Source organism: Bradyrhizobium sp. WSM1743 (genome assembly GCF_000473065.1).
In the GTDB taxonomy this organism is placed as follows: Bacteria; Pseudomonadota; Alphaproteobacteria; order Rhizobiales; family Xanthobacteraceae; genus Bradyrhizobium.
In genome coordinates, this window is record NZ_AXAZ01000003.1 from 141,234 (window position 1) to 158,199 (window position 16,966).

A 16,966-nucleotide genomic window follows, 5' to 3' on the forward strand; every position below is an offset into this window, starting at 1 on the left:
GGACACGAGAGTCCTTACCGCAGCGGCTTCTTCAACAGCGAGAAGCGGTCCGGATCGAGTCCCATCGAGGGTTGCAGCATCGGGGCTTCGACGCTGGACATCATCTTCGCCGGCGGAGCCGAGAACACGGGATCGTTCGGCACGTCGCGCTGCGATGTGGCGCCGCGCCAGCGCTCCAGAACGGCGCCGACGAAATGCATGTCGTGGCCGGAGGTGACCGACGGCACGCTTGAGATGGTGGCCTCGCCGCGCGGCAATTGGTGCGGCGGCACCTCCTTGAAACGCAGCCGCGTCGGCAGTGCGACGCCTTCGCCGAACGCCAGCACCTCGCGGGTGCCGAGCGAGGGCACGAAGGAGAGCAGGTTCGCGGCGGCGTCCGACACTGCAGCGCGCAGCAGCGCCTGGTCGCGGTCGTTGGCAAGGCGCATCGTGAACAGCGTGTTGCACTGGGAGATGATGGTGGCGTCGAGCTCGGCCGGGCGCTGGGTGATGAGGCCGAGATAGACGCCGTATTTGCGCCCTTCCTTGGCGATGCGCGACACCGCCTTGCGGGTCGGGCCGAAGCCGATGTTGCGGTCGGCGGAGGCATAGCGATGCGCTTCCTCGCAGACGAACAGCAGCGGCGAGACGCCGTCGCTCCACAGGCCGAAATCGAAGGCCATACGGCACAGCACCGACACAACGGAATCGATGACCTCGGCCGGGAAGCCGGCGAGCTGCATCACCGTCATCGGCTTGCCGTTGGCGGGCAGGCGGAACAGATGGCTGATCACCTCGGCCATGGTGTCGCCGCCGACATTGGCGTTGTCGAACATGAAGGCGTAGCGCGGGTCGTTTCGCACGGCCTCGATGCGCGAGATCAGCTTGTGATAGATGATGCGCGAGGAACGGTTCTCGAGCTTGCCCATGCGCTCGTCGATCAGCGACAGCAGGTCGACCAGGCGATAAGGCACCGGCGTGTCGACCGTGTAGCCGATCTGCTTGGGATCGATGCGCTTGAGGCCGATGCGGTCGGCGTTCTGGTACTGGGTGTAGACGCCCTTGGCGAGTGGGATTACCTCGGCGAGAATGTCGAGCTCCTCCGGCACGCCGGCGCGACCGCCGAACAGCACGTCGACGATTTCCTCGAAGTTGAACAGCCAGAACGGCAGCTTCAGGTTCCGCGGATTGAGCACCAGCGCGCGGTCGCCGAAGCAGCGGCCATATTCGTTGTGCACGTCGAGCAGGAAGATGCGCAGGTTCGGCCGCGCCTTCAGGATCTCGTTGAGCAGGAGCGAGACGCCGGTCGATTTACCGACGCCGGTCGACCCCAGCACCGCAAAATGCTTGGACAGCATTTCCTCCACGTCGACATAGGCGATGACGGAGCGGTCCTGCTGGAGGAAGCCGACATTGATCTGGTCCGACCCGGTCGGCGCATAGATCGTGCGCAGCTCCTGGCTCGTGATCAGGTCGACGGCATCGCCGATGGTCGGATAATTGGTGACGCCGCGCTGGAATTTAGCCTTGTCCGCAGCGTTGAGGATCTCGCCGAGCAGGTCGACTGAGGCGATGGCGATGTAGTTGTCGGAGCTCGACAGATTCTCGCAGGAGACCTCGGTGATCATCGCAACGATGACCGAGCTGGCACAGCGAATGCTGACGAAACGGCCGACGGTCGCCCGCACCTCCGAGATCGGCATCCGGCTTTCCGCCAGAAGCCCGACCCGGGCGAGCGATCCGCGAACCGAAATCACGCGTCCAAAGGATGTCACGATTGATGAACCTGGCAAGAGCAAGGGATTTGCCCTGACTATGCGCGGCCGTCGCTACACAAACGGTTAAACGCCGGGCGCGCCCGCTCCGTTAAATCCGCGATAATTCGGCCCGCGGGCTTGTTCCGGATGCATACTTGGGGCCGGAAATCGACGGAATATGCTGCTTTTCCAGGCCAATGAGTCCGAGGCGCGCTTAAGGAAGATTTTACCATTCGGGCAGGCTGCCGTCCGTCCGGAGCACTCGCCGGACCGGCAGGGCTGCTAGCTGCACGAGGCGTGGCGGTTGATTTGTTGACTGGACCTAATCATTTGTACATTGGTGCAAATGAAATCATCGGCGGCGTGCGGATCGCGTCGTTTCCCAGCGTCCAATCGCGCCGTCCGGTGAGGCGGATCCCAGCCACGTCCCTGGAGGAAATTCATGCAGCCCGAACCGATCCTCGATCTCGCTCATCTCGGCCACATGGAGCTGCTGACGCCCAAGCCGGACGAGAGCCTGAAATTCTTCGTCGATGTGATGGGCATGACCGTGAGCGGACAGAAGGGCGAGTCGGTCTATTTGCGCGGCTGGGACGATTACGAGCGCTATTCGCTCAAGCTCACGGCGTCGAAGACATCGGGCATGGGCCACATGGCGCTGCGCGCGCGCAGTCAGCAGGCGCTGGAGCGTCGGGTCGCGGCGCTCAAGGGCTCCGGTTTCGACATCGGCTGGATCGATGGTGACATGGGGCAGGGGCCGACCTTCCGCTGCCGTGACCCCGATGGCCACATCGTCGAGCTCTATTACGAGACCGAATGGTATCAGGCGCCGCCGGAGCTGAGGCCAGCGCTGAAGAACCAGGCGCAGCGCTTTCCCGCGCGCGGCGTCAATGTCCGCCGGCTCGACCATCTCAACTGCCTTGCGGTCGACATCAAAGCCAACCGCGAATTCTTCGAGAACTATCTCGGCTGCCGTCTCACCGAGCAAATCGTGCTCAATGATGGCCGCGAGGCTGCGATGTGGCTGACCATGTCGAATAAAAGCTACGACTTCGCCTATTCGCTCGACCATTCCGGCGTGCCGGGCCGCTTCCACCACGTCACCTACGCGCTCGACAGCCGCGAGGAGATCCTTCGCGCCGCCGACATCTTCCTGGAGAATGGCGTGCATATCGAGACCGGCCCGCACAAGCACGCGATCCAGCAGACTTTCTTCCTCTACGTCTACGAGCCCGGCGGCAACCGCGTCGAAGTCGCCAATGCCGGCGCGCGCCTCATCCTCGCGCCCGACTGGAAGCCGATCGTGTGGACCGAGGAGGAGCGCAAGAAAGGCCAAGCCTGGGGGTTGAAGACGATCGAGTCCTTCCACACCCACGGCACGCCGCCGGTGGAGGTGAAGAAGCACGGTTGATTTAGTGCGCGGCCGCCCGCGCCCGCGCGATCGTCTCGCGCACGCCGGTCCATGCCGGTTTGTCGGGCGCGAACTGCCGGCGCAGGAAGGTGACGAGCTCCTCGACCTGTGCGTCGCTCATGCTGTTCCTGAACGCCGGCATGTAGCCGAGATCGCTGGAGACCGGTTCAGGAATGCCGTGCAGGATCACCTGCACGAGATTGTCCGGCTTCGTGCTGTGCAGGTTGCTGTTGAGCGCGAGCGAGGGGCGGCTGCCGAACAGCGGCAGGCCGCCGACCTCATGGCAGACGGCGCAGGCGCCCTGATAGAGGCGCGCGCCTGTGGAGGAGGCGACGGTGACCTGGGTCGCGCTTTCTAGCCGCACCGCAAGCGTGTCCGGCGTCTCGGTTGCACTGTCGTTGAACGAGCTGAGATAGACCGCCATCGCACGGATATCCTCATCGGACAGGGTCTTGAGATCCCTGACGATCGGCGCCATCGGGCCGGCGGCGACGCCGTGATAGCGTGAATGGCCGGTGCGCAAATAGGCGTAGAGCTCATCCTCGCTCCACGGGATCGGCGCGTGCGAGAGCGAGCTCAGCGCCGGCGCTTCCCAGCCTTCGGCGAAGCCGCCGGTGAGATAGGCCTCGCGCTGCTCGGCGCCGAGCGCGTTGCGCGGCGAATGGCAGGCGCTGCAATGACCGAGGCTCTCGACCAGATAAGCGCCGCGATTCCAAGGCTCGGACTTGGCGGGATCTGGCTTGAACTCGCGCGCCTGGTGGAACAGGGCGTTCCAGCCCGCCAGCAGCGGACGGAGATTGAACGGGAAGGCGAGCGTGTTGGCGGGTGTCGTCACGCGCACCGCAGGCTGGGCCATCAGGTAGGCGTAGAGCGCCTGCATGTCGGCGTCGCTGGTCCTCGCAAAATGCGTGTAGGGGAAGGCAGGGTAGAGTTGCCGCCCGTCGCGATGCAATCCGTTGCGCATGGCGCGCTCGAAGGCGGGATAGGACCAGGCGCCGATACCGGTCTCGACATCTGGTGTGATGTTGGTGCTGTGAATGATGCCAAACGGCGTCTCCAGCGCGCGGCCGCCGGCGTTATGCACGCCGCCAATATTGGTATGGCACTCCGCACAATTGCCAAGCGCCGCCAGCTGCTGACCACGCGCGATTGTCGCCGCGGAATAGACCGATGCATCGGGCCGCGCGATCGGCGCGATGGCACGCCCGGGCAAGAGAGCGGCGCCGATCCCGACTGCAGCCGTGCAGACCGCCGCAATCGCCGCGAAGATGCCGGCCCGTTTGGCGAACGGATTTGTCCAGATGCGTGACGGTGGCGGCGTAGCGGGTGCGGGCAGGGCCTGTGGTGTCGCCGGTGCCTCGCCGTGCAGCCCCTTGAGGATGCGCTCGGGCGTAAACGGCGGCTCGCGGAAGCGGACACCGGTGGCATCGAAGATCGCATTCGCAATCGCCGCCGCGCTCGGCACCGAAGCGGACTCGCCGACGCCGAGCGGCGGCTGATCCCGGCGCGGCAGCATCAGCACGTCGATCTTGGGCACGTCGGGGAAGGGGATGATCGGATAGGCGCCCCAATCGCGCGCTGCCACCGTGCCGCGCTCGAACGAGACCTCCTCCATCAGCGCCCGGCTGGTGGACTGGATGACGTTGCCTTGGATCTGGTGGCGCACCCCGTCCGGGTTGATCATCAACCCGGAGTCCTGGCCCGCGACGACGCGGGTGACGCTGACGTCGCCGGTCGTCTTGTTCACCGCGACGTCGGCGACCCAGGCCGACCAGGCCGCGCCATAGCCGGGAAACTTGCTGTGGACATAGAGCGCGTAGGCAAAGCCGCGCCCGTGCACGACCTCGCCGTCCTTCTCCTCGCGGACCGGCCGCGGCGTCCAGCCCGCACGCTCGGCGACCGCGTTGACGAGATCGATCGCGCGCGGGTCTTTTAAATAGCGCAGGCGATATTCGATGGGATCGACGCCGGCTTCGGTCGCGGCCTCGTCGACATAGGATTCATGCGCAAAGGTATTCGGCAGCGCCGAGACGCCGCGGAACCAGGAGGCGCGCACGATCGGCGCCATGTCATGCGCGACGACGCGCATGTGGTCGTAATCGTAAGGCGGGATCGCGGTGCGGTCACCCATCTGGAGCACGGCGGGATCGGGCGAGATGCGGCCGGTCAGCAGCAACGCCAGCGTCGGTGCCGCATTCGAGGGATAGCGCGTGGCGAGATCGTAAGCTGCGATGCCGCCGTTGGCATCGAGGCCACCATTGACGTCGATGAGCTGCGCGGTGCCCTTGGGCTCCCAGGCGTGCTCCTGCTCGCGCGTCAACTGCACGCGCACGGGCCGGCCGACGGCGCGCGACAGCAGCAGCGCGTCGGCGGTGACGTCGTCGGCGCAGTTGCGGCCGTAGCAACCGGCGGCCTCCAGCCGGATCACCTCGATCTCGCTCTCGGCGCGCTCGATCAGCAGCGCCAGATCGCTGCGCAGCACGTGCGGATTCTGCGTGCCGGACCAGACACGGATATTGCCGTCCTGGAAATCCGCAACCGCGCATGAAGGGCCGATCGAGGCGTGCATCTGATACGGCCAGACGTAAGTGCGCCGCATCGGCGTGGCCGCGCCTGATATCGCCGCATCGACGTCGCCCTTGTCGATCAGCGTGCGCGGCGTCGAGGGATTGGCGCGCAGCGCGGTCTCGACATTGGCGAGATCAGTCAATGTCGGTGTCGGCTTCCAGCTCACCTTGAGCTGTTCCGCCGCGCGGATCGCATTCTCCTCGCGCTCGGCGACGACACCGACGAAATCGCCGATGCGGACGACGGCCACCAGGCCGGGGATGTTGCGCACCGAGGACTCGTCCACCGCAATGAGGCTGGTGCCGACGAACGGCCCGGCATCGACGCCGGCATAGGGCGGACGCACCACACGACCATGCAGCATGCCGGGCACGCGGATGTCGTGCACGAAGATCAATTCGCCCGTGGCCTTGGCCGGCATGTCGACGCGTGGCACCGACTGGCCGACGATGGCGTAATCGCCGACGGGCTTCACAGTGACATCATCGGCAAGCTCGAGTCGGATCTCTTCGCCGCCGATCAGCTCGCCGTAGCTGACGCCGCGGTTGTGCCCGCGCACGAGACCGTCTTCGATGGTGAGCTCGCTGGCCGGCAGCTCCAGCCGTTCGGCCGCACGTGCGATCAAAAACTGCCGTGCTTGCGCGGCGGCCTTGCGCAGGGGAACGGCGGTGATCTGGATGGTTTCGCTGGCGATCGTCGCGCCCTGGTTCGGGACCACGGCGGTGTCGCCGAGCACGACCACGACGCGGGCAAAGGAGACGTCGAGCTCCTCGGCGACGATCTGGCCGAGTGCGGTGCGAATGCCGGTGCCGAGATCGACGTGGCCGTTATAGGCGGTGACCGAACCGTCCGCGGTGATGCGGACGAAGGTCTCGGATGTGATCTCGTCCACGCTGCGGGCGACGATGAGCGAACCCGAAGGCCTCTCAGCTCCGTTCGAAACAGGGGAGGCCATCAATCCGCGGCCCCGGTGAGCTGGCCCGATGCGCGCATGACCGCGCGCAGGATCTCGACATGCGTACCGCAGCGGCAAAGATTGTAGCGCAGCGCTGCCAGCGCCTCCTGCTCGGTCGGCCGCGGATTGATCGCGAGCAGCGCCTTGGTGGTCATGATCATGCCGTTGAGACAGTAGCCGCATTGCGCGGCCTGCTCGTCGATGAAGGCCTGCTGCACGACGTCGGGCTTGTCGCGGGTACCGAGGCCTTCGAGCGTCACGATGTCGCGGCCGGCGCAGCCGCCGATCGGAATCGCACAGGAGCGCGCGGCCGCGCCGTCGATCAGGACAGTACAGGTGCCGCATTCACCGAGGCCGCAACCATATTTCGGGCCATTGAGCGCAAGGTCGTTGCGCAGCACGTAGAGCAGCGGCGTCTCGCGCTCTGCTGTGACCTCGTGGATCCTGCCGTTCACGGTGAGGCGGATCGGTGTCTGCGTCATCCTCGTTCCCAAGCCCGGAGACCAATGCCAAGACTATGCAATCGCAAGAATTCGATGCCGCGACGATACCGTTTGTACACAAACGTGCAAGCCGTGCATGCCGCACTGCAGCGTGATTGCCTTCTTTGTGGACAGAGCTGATAGGCAAATGAGGTTTTATGCGGCAGCGGCATCTTTTGCGCTGCACCGCCGCTTGACAGCCCCGGGGGACCGCGCGCAACATCGTTCGTATACGAATGATAACCGACATGGTGACTGAAACGACGAGCGCCGTCACTGACAAGATCCGCTGCGATGCTTGTCCGGTGATGTGCTACATCAAGCCGGGCGCGGCGGGCGCCTGTGACCGCTACGCCAACCATGACGGCAAGCTCGTCCGCGTCGATCCGCATGTAATTCTGGAGCGCACGGTCTCGCATGGCGGCAAGCTCGTTCCGTTCAGCCGCACGGAAGATTGGGACGGCAAGATCGTCCACGAGCCTTCAACCTTTGTAACGGCGATCGGCGCGGGTACGACCTACCCCGACTACAAGCCTGCGCCGTTCATCGTCTCCGCGGAGGTCGACGGCATCGACATGGTGACCGTGGTCACCGAGGGCATCTTCTCCTATTGCGGCATCAAGGTGAAGATCGACACCGACCGCTATCTCGGCCCGGAGACCGCGACCGTGCGCGCGCAAGGCGAGGCGGTCGGCCACGTCACCACCAGCGAGTACGGCTCGCAGATGCTGTCGCTCGGCGGCGTGCATCATCTCACCGGCGGCTCCAAGAAAGAGGGCCGCGTCACCTGCGACACGCTGATGGACCTCGCCAATTGCAAGGCGGTGGAGCTCACCATCGACGGCGGCGCCACGGTGGTCGTGCAGGCGGGCCAGCCGCCGATCGTCAACGGCGTCAAGGAAGAGCGCATGCGCGTCGGCTGCGGCTCGGCGACGATCGGCATGTTCGCCAAGCAGTGGCACGGCAAGGTGGACGAGGTCGTCGTGGTCGACGACCACATCACCGGCGTGCTCAGCGAGCATCAGGCGGGCAAGCTGCTCGACATTGCCGACACCGGCATCAAGATGAAGGGCCGTCGCTCGACGCCCGGCCGCTATTTTCAGGTCGCCGATCCCGGCACGGGCTGGGGCGGCACCAACATCTCCGATCCCTTGTCGATCCTCGGCCCGTTCGATCCCAAGGAAGCAAAGCCCGGGCTGACCATGCTGATGGTGTCCACCACCGGCGAGCATTCGTCCTATTACGTGCTCGACGAGTCCTTGAAGCCGGTCGAGACTGAAATGCCGGCCGATTTGAAATTCTCGGTCGAACGCATCCAGGAAAATTGCGAGCCGGCGCTGTGCACGGTGCTGTTCATGGCGGGTGCCGGCGGCTCGCTGCGCGCGGGCGTCACCGACAATCCGGTGCGGCTGACGCGCTCGGTGAAGGACGCGCTGACGCGCGTCACCAGCGGCGGCGCGCCGGTCTATGTCTGGCCCGGCGGCGGCATCACCTACATGGTCGATGTGACGCAGATGCCTTCGGGCGCGTTCGGCTATGTGCCGACGCCGGCGCTGGTTGCGCCGATCGAGTTCACGATGAAGCTGTCCGACTATGCCGCGCTCGGCGGTCACATGGATTACGTGAAGCCGCTTTCGGAAGTGCAGAACGGTGACGATGTCCGGCAGCTGCCCTGGCAGAACCCGATTCCGGGGCCGCGGGCATGACACGGCTCCCGCAAATCGCATTGCTGTCTGATGGCCGGCGGCTGCATTTGCAGGATGGACCGATTGATCTGATCGTGGAGGCCAGGGGGCGCGCGGACGCGGTGCGGGCGGCCTATGAGGCCGCGGCGCTGCGGTTCACCGGATTACTCGACGAGCTTTGCGCCGAACTGCCGGAATTGCGATCGGCCGCTGAGGGGCGGACGTCGCTGAAGGGCGTCGTGGCGCGTCGCATGCACGCCGCGGTGGCGCCCTATGCCGCTGATTGCTTCATCACGCCGATGGCGGCCGTTGCCGGCAGCGGGGCGGAGGAGATCCTGGGTGCGATGCTGGACGCTGCGACGCTGGATCGGGCCTACGTCAACAATGGCGGCGACATCGCGCTGCATCTCGGCGCCGGTGAGCATTTTGCCGTTGGCCTGATGGACCGGCCGGACCGCGGCGGTGTGATGCGGACCATGAGGGTCGATGCGAACGATCCGGTACGCGGCATTGCGACGAGCGGACGGCACGGCCGCAGCTTTTCGCTTGGGATCGCCGATGCTGTAACTGTGCTGGCGGCAACTGCTTCGCAGGCCGATGCGGCCGCGACCGTGATCGCCAATGCCGTCGATCTGCCCGGGCATCCCGCCATCATCCGCAAGCGTGCGAACGAGATTCAGCCCGACAGCGATCTCGGCGCGCGCCTCGTGACCTGCGATGTCGGCGAGTTGTCTCACAATGAGATCGCGGCCGCGCTGGAATCTGGCGCGGAATGTGCACGGCGATTGTTCGATCGCGGATTGATCGAGGGTGCCGTGCTGCGGCTTTGTGGTGATATGCTTGTCATAGGACCCAAGGATATAGAAGGGCAACGAACGCGCCCGCTCGTGCTGGAGAACGCGGTTGGTGCCTGAACAGGGAAGCGAAACATGAGCGCGATCATCCGCAAGATCGTCACGGTCGTCGAAGAGACGCAGATGGAGATGGGCCGCCAGGTCTCGCCGCCGACGCGGCGCGCCGCGGCGATCGCCGTGATCGAGAATCCTTTTGCCGGGAAATATGTCGAGGATCTCTCGCCGCTGATCGCGATCGGCGAGGAGCTCGGCGAACTCTTGTCGAAGCGCGCGGTGGCCGCGCTCGGCATCGATGGCGCCAAGGCGCAGAGCTACGGCAAGGCCGCGGCCGTCGGCGAGAACGGCGAGCTGGAGCACGCCGCCGCGATCCTCCATCCCAAGATGGGCGCGCCGGTGCGTAAAGTTCTGGGCAAAGGCGCGGCGCTGATCCCCTCGTCGAAGAAGCGGAGCGGTCCGGGCACGACGCTGGACATTCCGCTCGGGCACAAGGACGCGGCCTTCGTGCGCAGTCATTTCGACGGCATGGAAGTGCAGATCAACGACGCGCCGCGCGCCAACGAGATCATGGTGGCGGTCGCCGTTACCGACAGCGGCCGTCCGCTGCCGCGCGTGGGCGGGCTGACGGTCGCGGAGATCAAGGGCGAAGACGGTCTGAGATAGAGCAAGAGAGTTAAAACTGGAGGTTGGGATGCGAGCAAGAAATACTATCGTCGGCGCGGCCTTCGCGCTTCTGGCGGGCGGCATGGCTCATTCGGCCCTGGCGCAGGACATCAAGATCGGCGAGATCAACAGCTATTCGCTGCTGCCGGCCTTCACCGAGCCCTATCGCAAGGGCTGGCAGCTCGCGGTCGAAGAGATCAATGCGGCCGGCGGCATCAACGGCAAGAAGCTCGTCGTCGTCTCCAAGGACGACGGCGGCAAGCCGGCCGACGCGCAGACCGCCGCCAACGAGCTCGTCTCGAGCGAGGGCGTCGCGATGCTCGCTGGCACGTTCCTGTCGAACATCGGTCTTGCGGTCTCGGACTTCGCCAACCAGAAGAAGGTGTTCTTCCTGGCTGCCGAGCCGCTGACGGACGCCATCACCTGGTCCAAGGGCAACAAGTACACCTTCCGCCTGCGTCCTTCCAACTACATGCAGGCGGCGATGCTGGTGGAAGCCGCCAGCAAGCTGCCAGCGAAACGCTGGGCGACGATCGCGCCGAACTATGAATATGGCCAGTCGGCCGTCGCGGTGTTCAAGAAGCTGATGTCGGAGAAGCGCCCGGACATCCAGTGGGTGGACGAGCAATGGCCGCCGCAGGGCAAGATCGACGCCGGCCCGGTGGTGCAGGCGGTTGCCGCCGCCAACCCGGAAGCGATCCTCAACGTCACCTTCGGTGCCGACCTCGTCAAGCTCGTGCGCGAAGGCAACACCCGCGGCCTGTTCAAGGGGCGCGAGGTTGTCTCCTTCCTGACCGGCGAGCCCGAATATCTCGATCCGCTCAAGGACGAGACGCCGGAGGGCTGGATCGTCACCGGCTATCCCTGGTACTCGATCAAGACGCCCGAGCATGATGCGTTCCTGAAGGCCTACCAGGCCAAGTACAACGACTATCCGCGCCTCGGCTCGATCGTCGGCTACCAGACCATCAAGTCGGCGGCCGCCATTCTCGCGAAGGCCGGCTCGACCGATCCGGAGAAGCTGATTGTTGCGGCGGAAGGGCTCTCCATGCCGTCGCCGTTCGGCGAGATCACCTTCCGTAAGATCGACCATCAGTCGACGCTCGGTGCCTTTGTCGGCAAGACTGCGTTGAAGGACGGCAAGGGCGTGATGGTGGACTCGTCCTACAAGAAGGGTGCGGACTATCTGCCGAGCGATGCCGAAGTCGAGAAGCTGCGTCCGAAGGACTAAAGCGTCGTTTCGAACTCCGCTGCCGTCACGAGAAATGGTGGGTTACGCCGGGCGAACTGCGCTCCGCGCAGTCGCCGGGCTAACCCGCCCTACGAAGCTCCCTCTCCCCGCAAGCGGGGAGAGGTGAACCAAGACCCGCGTGCTGCGGCACGCAACACCAACCCGGACCGCCGATGGCCTTTTACGTCGTACAGTTTCTGACCGGTCTCGCCAGCGCAGCGTCGCTGTTCCTGGTGGCCTCGGGCCTGTCGATCATCTTCGGCGTGACCCGGATCGTGAATTTCGCGCATGGCGCCTTCTACATGATCGGCGCCTACATCGCCTTCACGCTCACCGAACGCCTTTCCGGCGCCTTCGGCTTCTGGGGCAGCATCGTGCTGGCCGCGCTTGCGGTGGCGCTGATCGGCGTCATCGTCGAGATGGTGCTGCTCCGGCGCATCTATCATGCGCCCGAACTGTTCCAGCTCCTCGCGACCTTCGGCTTGACCTTGATGGTCGAGGATCTCGTCGTGCTGATCTGGGGTCCCGACGACCTCGTCGGCCGCCGCGCGCCAGGGTTCAAGGGCGCGATCGACTTCTTCGGCCAGAACATCCCGAGCTACGATCTGTTCCTGATCGTGCTCGGCCCGGTCGTGCTCGGTATTCTCTGGCTGCTGTTCCAGCGCACGCGCTGGGGCGTCTTGGTGCGTGCGGCGACGCAGGACCGCGACATGGTCGCGGCTCTTGGCGTGAACCAGAAGTGGCTGTTCACGTCGGTGTTCGCGGTCGGCGTCTTCCTCGCCGCTCTTGGCGGTGCGCTCCAGATCCCGCGCGATGCCGTGCATCACGCCATGGATCTGCGCATCATCGTCGAGGTTTTCGTCGTGGTCGTGATCGGCGGCCTCGGCAGCATCGTCGGCGCGTTCGTCGCCGCCGTGCTGGTCTCCGAGCTCAATGCGTTCGGCATCCTGATCTTTCCGAAGATCTCCATCATCCTGGTTTTCCTGGTGATGGCGGTGGTGCTGATCGTGCGTCCCTGGGGCCTGTTCGGCAAGCCGGAGGCGGCCGCGCGCAAGACGCCGGGTCTCACCGTCAATCCCTGGCGGCCGCTGACGTCGAACGAGCGGCTGGCCTCGCTGGCGGCGCTCGTCATCGCGGCGACGCTGCCACTGTTTGCCGGCAATTACGCGCTGACCGTCGGCTCGGAGATCGCGATCTTCGTGATCTTCGCGGTCAGCCTGCACTTCCTGATGTCGGTCGGCGGGCTCGCCTCGTTCGGTCACGCCGCCTATTTCGGGCTAGGTGCCTACGGCATTGCCTTCCTCGCCAAGATGGCGGGGCTGCCGATGATCGTGTGCCTGTTGCTCGGCCCTTTGCTCGGCTGTCTGGGCGCCGCGGTGTTCGGCTTCTTCGCGGTGCAGCTCTCCGGCGTCTATTTCGCGATGCTGACGCTCGCCTTCGCGCAGATCGTATGGTCGATCGCGTTCCAGTGGGTGAACGTGACAGGCGGCGACAACGGCATTCTGGGCCTCTGGCCGTCGAGCTGGGCGGCGAGCCCGTCGCATTTCTATTGGCTGGCGCTGGGCGTCGCGGCGCTGGTCACGATCGCGCTGCGGGCCATGGTGTTCTCGCCGTTTGGCTACGCGCTTCGTGCCACGCGTGACTCGCTTCTGCGCAGCGAGGCGATCGGCATCGATGCCAAGCGCATCCAGTGGACCGCTTTCGTGATTGCAGGCACGACCGCCGGCATCGGCGGTGCGCTGTTCGCCTACCTCAAGGGCAGCGTGTTCCCCGACAATCTCGGCATCTCGCTCTCGGTCGACGCGCTGGTCATGGTGCTGCTCGGCGGTGTCGAGACGGTGTCGGGCGCGGTGATCGGTGCCATCGTCTACAAGGCTTTGAACATCTGGCTGGTCAGCCAGACCGATCTGTCAAAGCTCGTGCTCGGCGGCTTCATCATGCTGATCGTCGTTGTCTTCCCGAAGGGCATCGTCGGCATGCTGGAGATGCTGGCGCAGCGCCGCAGGAAGTCCTCGCCGCCGGGATCCCCCTTGCTTGCCAAGCCGATCGAGTCCGCCGAATGAGCGTCGCACCCCCACTTCTCACGGTCGAAGGCCTGACCAAATCCTATGGCGGCATCCATGCCGTGCGCGGTGTCTCGTTCGCGCTGCAGGCCGGCGAGATCCTGGCGCTGATCGGGCCGAACGGCGCGGGCAAGAGCACCTGCTTCGATATGCTCAACGGCCAGAACAAGCCGGACTCGGGGCACGTCCGCCTGCTGGGTGAAGAAATCACAGGCAGGAAGCCGCGTGAGGTCTGGCGGCTCGGCGTTGGGCGCACGTTCCAGATCACCGCGACCTTCGCCACCATGACCGTGCGCGAGAACGTGCAGGTCGCGCTGATCTCGCACGGGAGGCAGCTGTTCAATCTCTTCGGCTCGGCGCCGAAGTTCGACCGCGGCGAGGCCGGCCGCCTGCTCGAACTGGTCGGGATGGGCGGCTACGCGGACCGTCCCTGCGGCGAGCTCGCCTATGGCGACCTCAAGCGGCTCGAGCTTGCGGTCGCGCTCGCCAACCAGCCAAAACTGCTCTTGATGGACGAGCCGACCGCCGGCATGGCGCCGCGCGAGCGGGTCGACCTGATGCGGCTGACCGCGCGCATCGCGCGCGAAAAATCGATCGGCGTGCTCTTCACCGAGCACGACATGGACGTGGTGTTCGAGCATGCCGACCGCATCATCGTGCTCAACCGCGGTACGTTGATCGCCGAGGGCTCGCCGGCCGAGGTCCGTGGTAATCCCCAGGTGCAGGCGGTCTATCTCGGCGAGGGCCTGGTCTACGATGCCCGCCATCGCGAGGGAGCCTCCACATGAAGCTCACGGTGCAGGACCTCAACAGCCACTATGGCCCGGCGCACATCCTGTTCGACATCGGCTTCGAGGTCGGCGAGGGTGAGGTGGTTGCGCTGCTGGGTCGAAACGGCGCGGGCAAGTCGACGACGTTCCGGTCGATCGTCGGCCTCGTCGCCCAGCGCTCCGGCCGGATCATGTTCGAGGGCAAGGACGTCTCGGCGAAGCCGACACACGAGATCGTGCGCGAAGGCCTCGGCTACGTGCCGGAGGAGCGGCGCATCTTCACGGACTTGACCGTCGAGGAGAATCTCGAAGTCGGCCGCCAGCCGAAGCGCCCGAACGCGCCGCACTGGACGCGCGAAAAACTGTTCGCGCTGTTTCCGAACCTCGGCGAGATGAAGAACCGCCCCGGCGGCCGCATGAGCGGCGGCGAGCAGCAGATGCTCACGATCGCGCGCACGCTGATGGGCAATCCATCGCTGGTGCTGCTGGACGAGCCGTCGGAGGGCCTGTCGCCGAAGATCGTGGAGCAGATGGTCGATGCCATCCTGACCATGAAGAAGGAAGGCGTCAGCATCGTCGTCTCCGAGCAGAATCTGCATTTCGCGCGGCTGATCTCGGATCGCGCCTACATCATCGAGCGCGGCCGCATCTGCTTCGGCGGCACCATGGCCGAGCTCGATGCGCGTCCGGATATCCGCGACGCGCATTTGTCGTTGTAAGGGGTGGGGCACGGATGGCGAGAAGCGTCGCGGCGAAAAAAAACGCTAAACCGGCGAAGCCGCCTTACGTGCTCGACGAGCAGGTCGGCTTCATCCTGCGCCAGGTCTGGCAGCGCCACAGCTCGATCTTTTCCCGCGACATCGGCACCAACCTGACGCCGACCCAATGGGCGGCGCTGTCGAAACTGGCCGAGACCGGGCCGTGCTCGCAGAACCAGCTCGGGCGCCTGACGGCGATGGACGTCGCGACCATCAAGGGCGTGATCGATCGTCTCACCGCGCGGGGCCTCACAGAGACAAGCCAGGATCCCGAGGACGGGCGGCGGCTGCTGGTCAGCCTGACCCGCGCCGGTCAGCAGCTTGCCGAAAAGCTGGCGCCGAATGCGCTGGCGATCACCCGCGAGACGCTGGCGCCGCTCGACACGAAAGAGCGCGAGACGCTGATGGCGCTGCTCAACAAGCTCAGATGAAGGTGCCGTAGGGTGGGCAAAGCGAGGCGTGCCCACCATCCTTTCTCGAGTCGCAAAATTCGCACGGCGCTTCGCGCCTTTGCCTACTCTACGGCAGTTGAACAAGGTGCCGGAACTGGCGACTAACCTCGATGAAGGGTTTATCGAGGTTTTGGTCATGAGAGTTGCGAGGCGCTTTGCAGTTGTCTTGAGTCTTGGTGCCGTGTTCGCGGGCCAATGCGCTCCCGCCTTGGCGGCGCAGCCTTACGAGGGCTTCTGGGCCTCGACCAAAAAGGACTGTCGCGACGACGATAGTCCCAACCGCATGAGCATCGAAGGCGGCAACCGCCTGTACTGGTACGAGACGCGGTGCCGCGCCAGCGAGATCACGGCCGACGGAAGGCTCGGCTGGAAAATGAAGCTGGCCTGCGAAGGCGAGGGCGAAAAATTTCGCTCCAATCCTCGCGTCTCCCTCGCTGCGGATGGCAGACTGGTGATGGACAATGGTCCAGTTGGGCGGGCCAAGCGCCAGACCTATGTGCGCTGTGAGATTGCAAAGAAGCGCTGATCTCTTACGTCTTTCCTGGCCATTTGGCGCGGTAGCGGATCTCGCTGCCGTCACCAAGCCGCCGCCACGTTCCGAATTCCGGCGTATGCGGCGCTCGGGCCGTCAAATCGATGGGATAGATTCGGCTCGGCTGGCCCTGGACATTGACGGCGAGCTGCCGGTGCGAGGTTCGAAACGCCAGCTCGACTTCGCCGGCGATAACGGCCTGATCGCCGTCGCGATAAAACGCGGCGGGACTGACTTCGCCCGGCATGGTGTTGAGGTCGGTTTGCAGTTCGATGGTGATGCCCTGTGCTGATGTCGGCACCGTTATCCCCGCCGGAAAGCGGACCTCGAACACGAGCAGGGGATTGGCGCCGTTGCGGTTGAGCCAGGGCGTTGCGGTCGCGTAAGCGTAGGCAATGTAGGCGCCGATGCCGGCGGTGCACAGCAGGGCGACGATGCCGAGCGACTTCAAGCTGTTCCGCGCGACGCCGCCGATGCCTGCGTCCTGCCCTGTATCTTTGCCTGAACGCGTCACGAGCCAATTGGCGAGGACCGCACCGGCGATTGCACCCGTGGGCGAGTAGACGAACAGTCCCAGCAGACCCGATGTGATCGGGTCCGCCCGGTTGCCGACGCCGAGCAGGGAGAACAGCACAAATATGGCGATATAGCCCGCCACCGCGCCAGCAACGCCGACGGCTATCCGTGATGAGTTCTTCATGTCTCCCTCGATGGTCGAACAATGAACTGCCGCCGCCGAGGGCTGCCTGCGTTAGACGCAACAGGCTTGCGACTTGTTCAATGCCTTCGAGGGACGATGCGAGCGGCGG

General features: G+C 65.1%; 14 protein-coding genes. 10 read left to right on the top strand and 4 right to left on the bottom strand.

Features of this window, described 5'->3' with window-relative positions; translation table 11 throughout:
* Positions 1 to 14 precede the first annotated feature (14 nt).
* On the bottom strand, positions 15 to 1,754 hold the full coding sequence (locus YU9_RS0104490) for an ATP-binding protein (protein ID WP_027571689.1): 1,740 nt from the start codon (positions 1,752 to 1,754) through the stop codon (positions 15 to 17).
* Positions 1,755 to 2,178: 424 nt separating this feature from the next.
* On the opposite strand from YU9_RS0104490, the gene YU9_RS0104495 reads away from it, so the two are divergent.
* Entirely contained in the window at positions 2,179 to 3,147 is a 969-nt protein-coding gene (locus YU9_RS0104495) for a catechol 2,3-dioxygenase (RefSeq protein ID WP_027571690.1), read from the top strand.
* Between the two features lies 1 nt (position 3,148).
* Here the strand turns inward: YU9_RS0104495 and YU9_RS0104500 are convergent, their stop codons facing one another.
* Both YU9_RS0104500 and YU9_RS0104505 read right to left on the bottom strand, forming a co-directional pair.
* Positions 3,149 to 6,670: a molybdopterin cofactor-binding domain-containing protein gene (locus YU9_RS0104500; RefSeq protein WP_027571691.1), complete on the bottom strand. Its 3,522-nt coding sequence runs from the start codon at positions 6,668 to 6,670 to the stop codon at positions 3,149 to 3,151.
* Positions 6,670 to 7,152 (bottom strand): (2Fe-2S)-binding protein, encoded by a 483-nt coding sequence (locus YU9_RS0104505; RefSeq protein WP_027571692.1) that lies wholly within the window; start codon positions 7,150 to 7,152, stop codon positions 6,670 to 6,672. Before YU9_RS0104505 ends, YU9_RS0104500 begins: the two co-directional genes overlap by 1 nt.
* A 248-nt stretch (positions 7,153 to 7,400) precedes the next feature.
* Between YU9_RS0104505 and YU9_RS0104510 the strand changes: the two genes are divergently transcribed.
* From YU9_RS0104510 to YU9_RS0104550, 9 genes are all read left to right on the top strand, one after another.
* Positions 7,401 to 8,858 carry a hypothetical protein gene (locus tag YU9_RS0104510; protein WP_027571693.1) on the top strand — a complete coding sequence of 486 codons (1,458 nt, stop codon included), beginning with the start codon at positions 7,401 to 7,403 and terminating at the stop codon, positions 8,856 to 8,858.
* Entirely contained in the window at positions 8,855 to 9,751 is an 897-nt protein-coding gene (locus YU9_RS0104515) for a UPF0280 family protein (protein WP_027571694.1), read from the top strand. The genes YU9_RS0104510 and YU9_RS0104515 overlap by 4 nt, the downstream gene beginning before the upstream one ends.
* Positions 9,752 to 9,766: 15 nt before the next feature.
* Complete coding sequence (locus YU9_RS0104520; protein ID WP_024338309.1) at positions 9,767 to 10,351, top strand: amino acid synthesis family protein; 585 nt, start codon at positions 9,767 to 9,769, stop codon at positions 10,349 to 10,351.
* Positions 10,352 to 10,379: 28 nt separating this feature from the next.
* Positions 10,380 to 11,582 carry an ABC transporter substrate-binding protein gene (locus YU9_RS0104525; RefSeq protein WP_027571695.1) on the top strand — a complete coding sequence of 401 codons (1,203 nt, stop codon included), beginning with the start codon at positions 10,380 to 10,382 and terminating at the stop codon, positions 11,580 to 11,582.
* Positions 11,583 to 11,755: 173 nt separating this feature from the next.
* Positions 11,756 to 13,645, top strand: coding sequence for an ABC transporter permease (locus YU9_RS0104530; RefSeq protein WP_027571696.1), 1,890 nt, complete (start codon positions 11,756 to 11,758; stop codon positions 13,643 to 13,645).
* Positions 13,642 to 14,433: an ABC transporter ATP-binding protein gene (locus YU9_RS0104535; RefSeq protein WP_027571697.1), complete on the top strand. Its 792-nt coding sequence runs from the start codon at positions 13,642 to 13,644 to the stop codon at positions 14,431 to 14,433. Before YU9_RS0104530 ends, YU9_RS0104535 begins: the two co-directional genes overlap by 4 nt.
* Positions 14,430 to 15,134: an ABC transporter ATP-binding protein gene (locus YU9_RS0104540; RefSeq protein ID WP_027571698.1), complete on the top strand. Its 705-nt coding sequence runs from the start codon at positions 14,430 to 14,432 to the stop codon at positions 15,132 to 15,134. The genes YU9_RS0104535 and YU9_RS0104540 overlap by 4 nt, the downstream gene beginning before the upstream one ends.
* 14 nt (positions 15,135 to 15,148) lie before the next feature.
* Complete coding sequence (locus tag YU9_RS0104545) at positions 15,149 to 15,604, top strand: MarR family winged helix-turn-helix transcriptional regulator (protein WP_027571699.1); 456 nt, start codon at positions 15,149 to 15,151, stop codon at positions 15,602 to 15,604.
* 157 nt (positions 15,605 to 15,761) lie between these two features.
* Positions 15,762 to 16,151 (top strand): hypothetical protein, encoded by a 390-nt coding sequence (locus tag YU9_RS0104550; RefSeq protein ID WP_027571700.1) that lies wholly within the window; start codon positions 15,762 to 15,764, stop codon positions 16,149 to 16,151.
* 4 nt (positions 16,152 to 16,155) lie between these two features.
* On the opposite strand, the gene YU9_RS0104555 is transcribed toward YU9_RS0104550, so the two are convergent.
* Positions 16,156 to 16,857 carry a hypothetical protein gene (locus YU9_RS0104555; protein WP_027571701.1) on the bottom strand — a complete coding sequence of 234 codons (702 nt, stop codon included), beginning with the start codon at positions 16,855 to 16,857 and terminating at the stop codon, positions 16,156 to 16,158.
* Between the last annotated feature and the right edge of the window lie 109 nt (positions 16,858 to 16,966).

Coding starts and splice junctions, on each gene's coding strand:
- YU9_RS0104495 (WP_027571690.1), top strand. CDS start 2,179: ATGCAGCCCGAACCGATCCTCGATCTCGCTCATCTCGGCCACATGGAG.
- YU9_RS0104500 (WP_027571691.1), bottom strand. CDS start 6,670: ATGGCCTCCCCTGTTTCGAACGGAGCTGAGAGGCCTTCGGGTTCGCTC.
- YU9_RS0104505 (WP_027571692.1), bottom strand. CDS start 7,152: ATGACGCAGACACCGATCCGCCTCACCGTGAACGGCAGGATCCACGAG.
- YU9_RS0104510 (WP_027571693.1), top strand. CDS start 7,401: ATGGTGACTGAAACGACGAGCGCCGTCACTGACAAGATCCGCTGCGAT.
- YU9_RS0104515 (WP_027571694.1), top strand. CDS start 8,855: ATGACACGGCTCCCGCAAATCGCATTGCTGTCTGATGGCCGGCGGCTG.
- YU9_RS0104520 (WP_024338309.1), top strand. CDS start 9,767: ATGAGCGCGATCATCCGCAAGATCGTCACGGTCGTCGAAGAGACGCAG.
- YU9_RS0104525 (WP_027571695.1), top strand. CDS start 10,380: ATGCGAGCAAGAAATACTATCGTCGGCGCGGCCTTCGCGCTTCTGGCG.
- YU9_RS0104530 (WP_027571696.1), top strand. CDS start 11,756: ATGGCCTTTTACGTCGTACAGTTTCTGACCGGTCTCGCCAGCGCAGCG.
- YU9_RS0104535 (WP_027571697.1), top strand. CDS start 13,642: ATGAGCGTCGCACCCCCACTTCTCACGGTCGAAGGCCTGACCAAATCC.
- YU9_RS0104540 (WP_027571698.1), top strand. CDS start 14,430: ATGAAGCTCACGGTGCAGGACCTCAACAGCCACTATGGCCCGGCGCAC.
- YU9_RS0104545 (WP_027571699.1), top strand. CDS start 15,149: ATGGCGAGAAGCGTCGCGGCGAAAAAAAACGCTAAACCGGCGAAGCCG.
- YU9_RS0104550 (WP_027571700.1), top strand. CDS start 15,762: ATGAGAGTTGCGAGGCGCTTTGCAGTTGTCTTGAGTCTTGGTGCCGTG.
- YU9_RS0104555 (WP_027571701.1), bottom strand. CDS start 16,857: ATGAAGAACTCATCACGGATAGCCGTCGGCGTTGCTGGCGCGGTGGCG.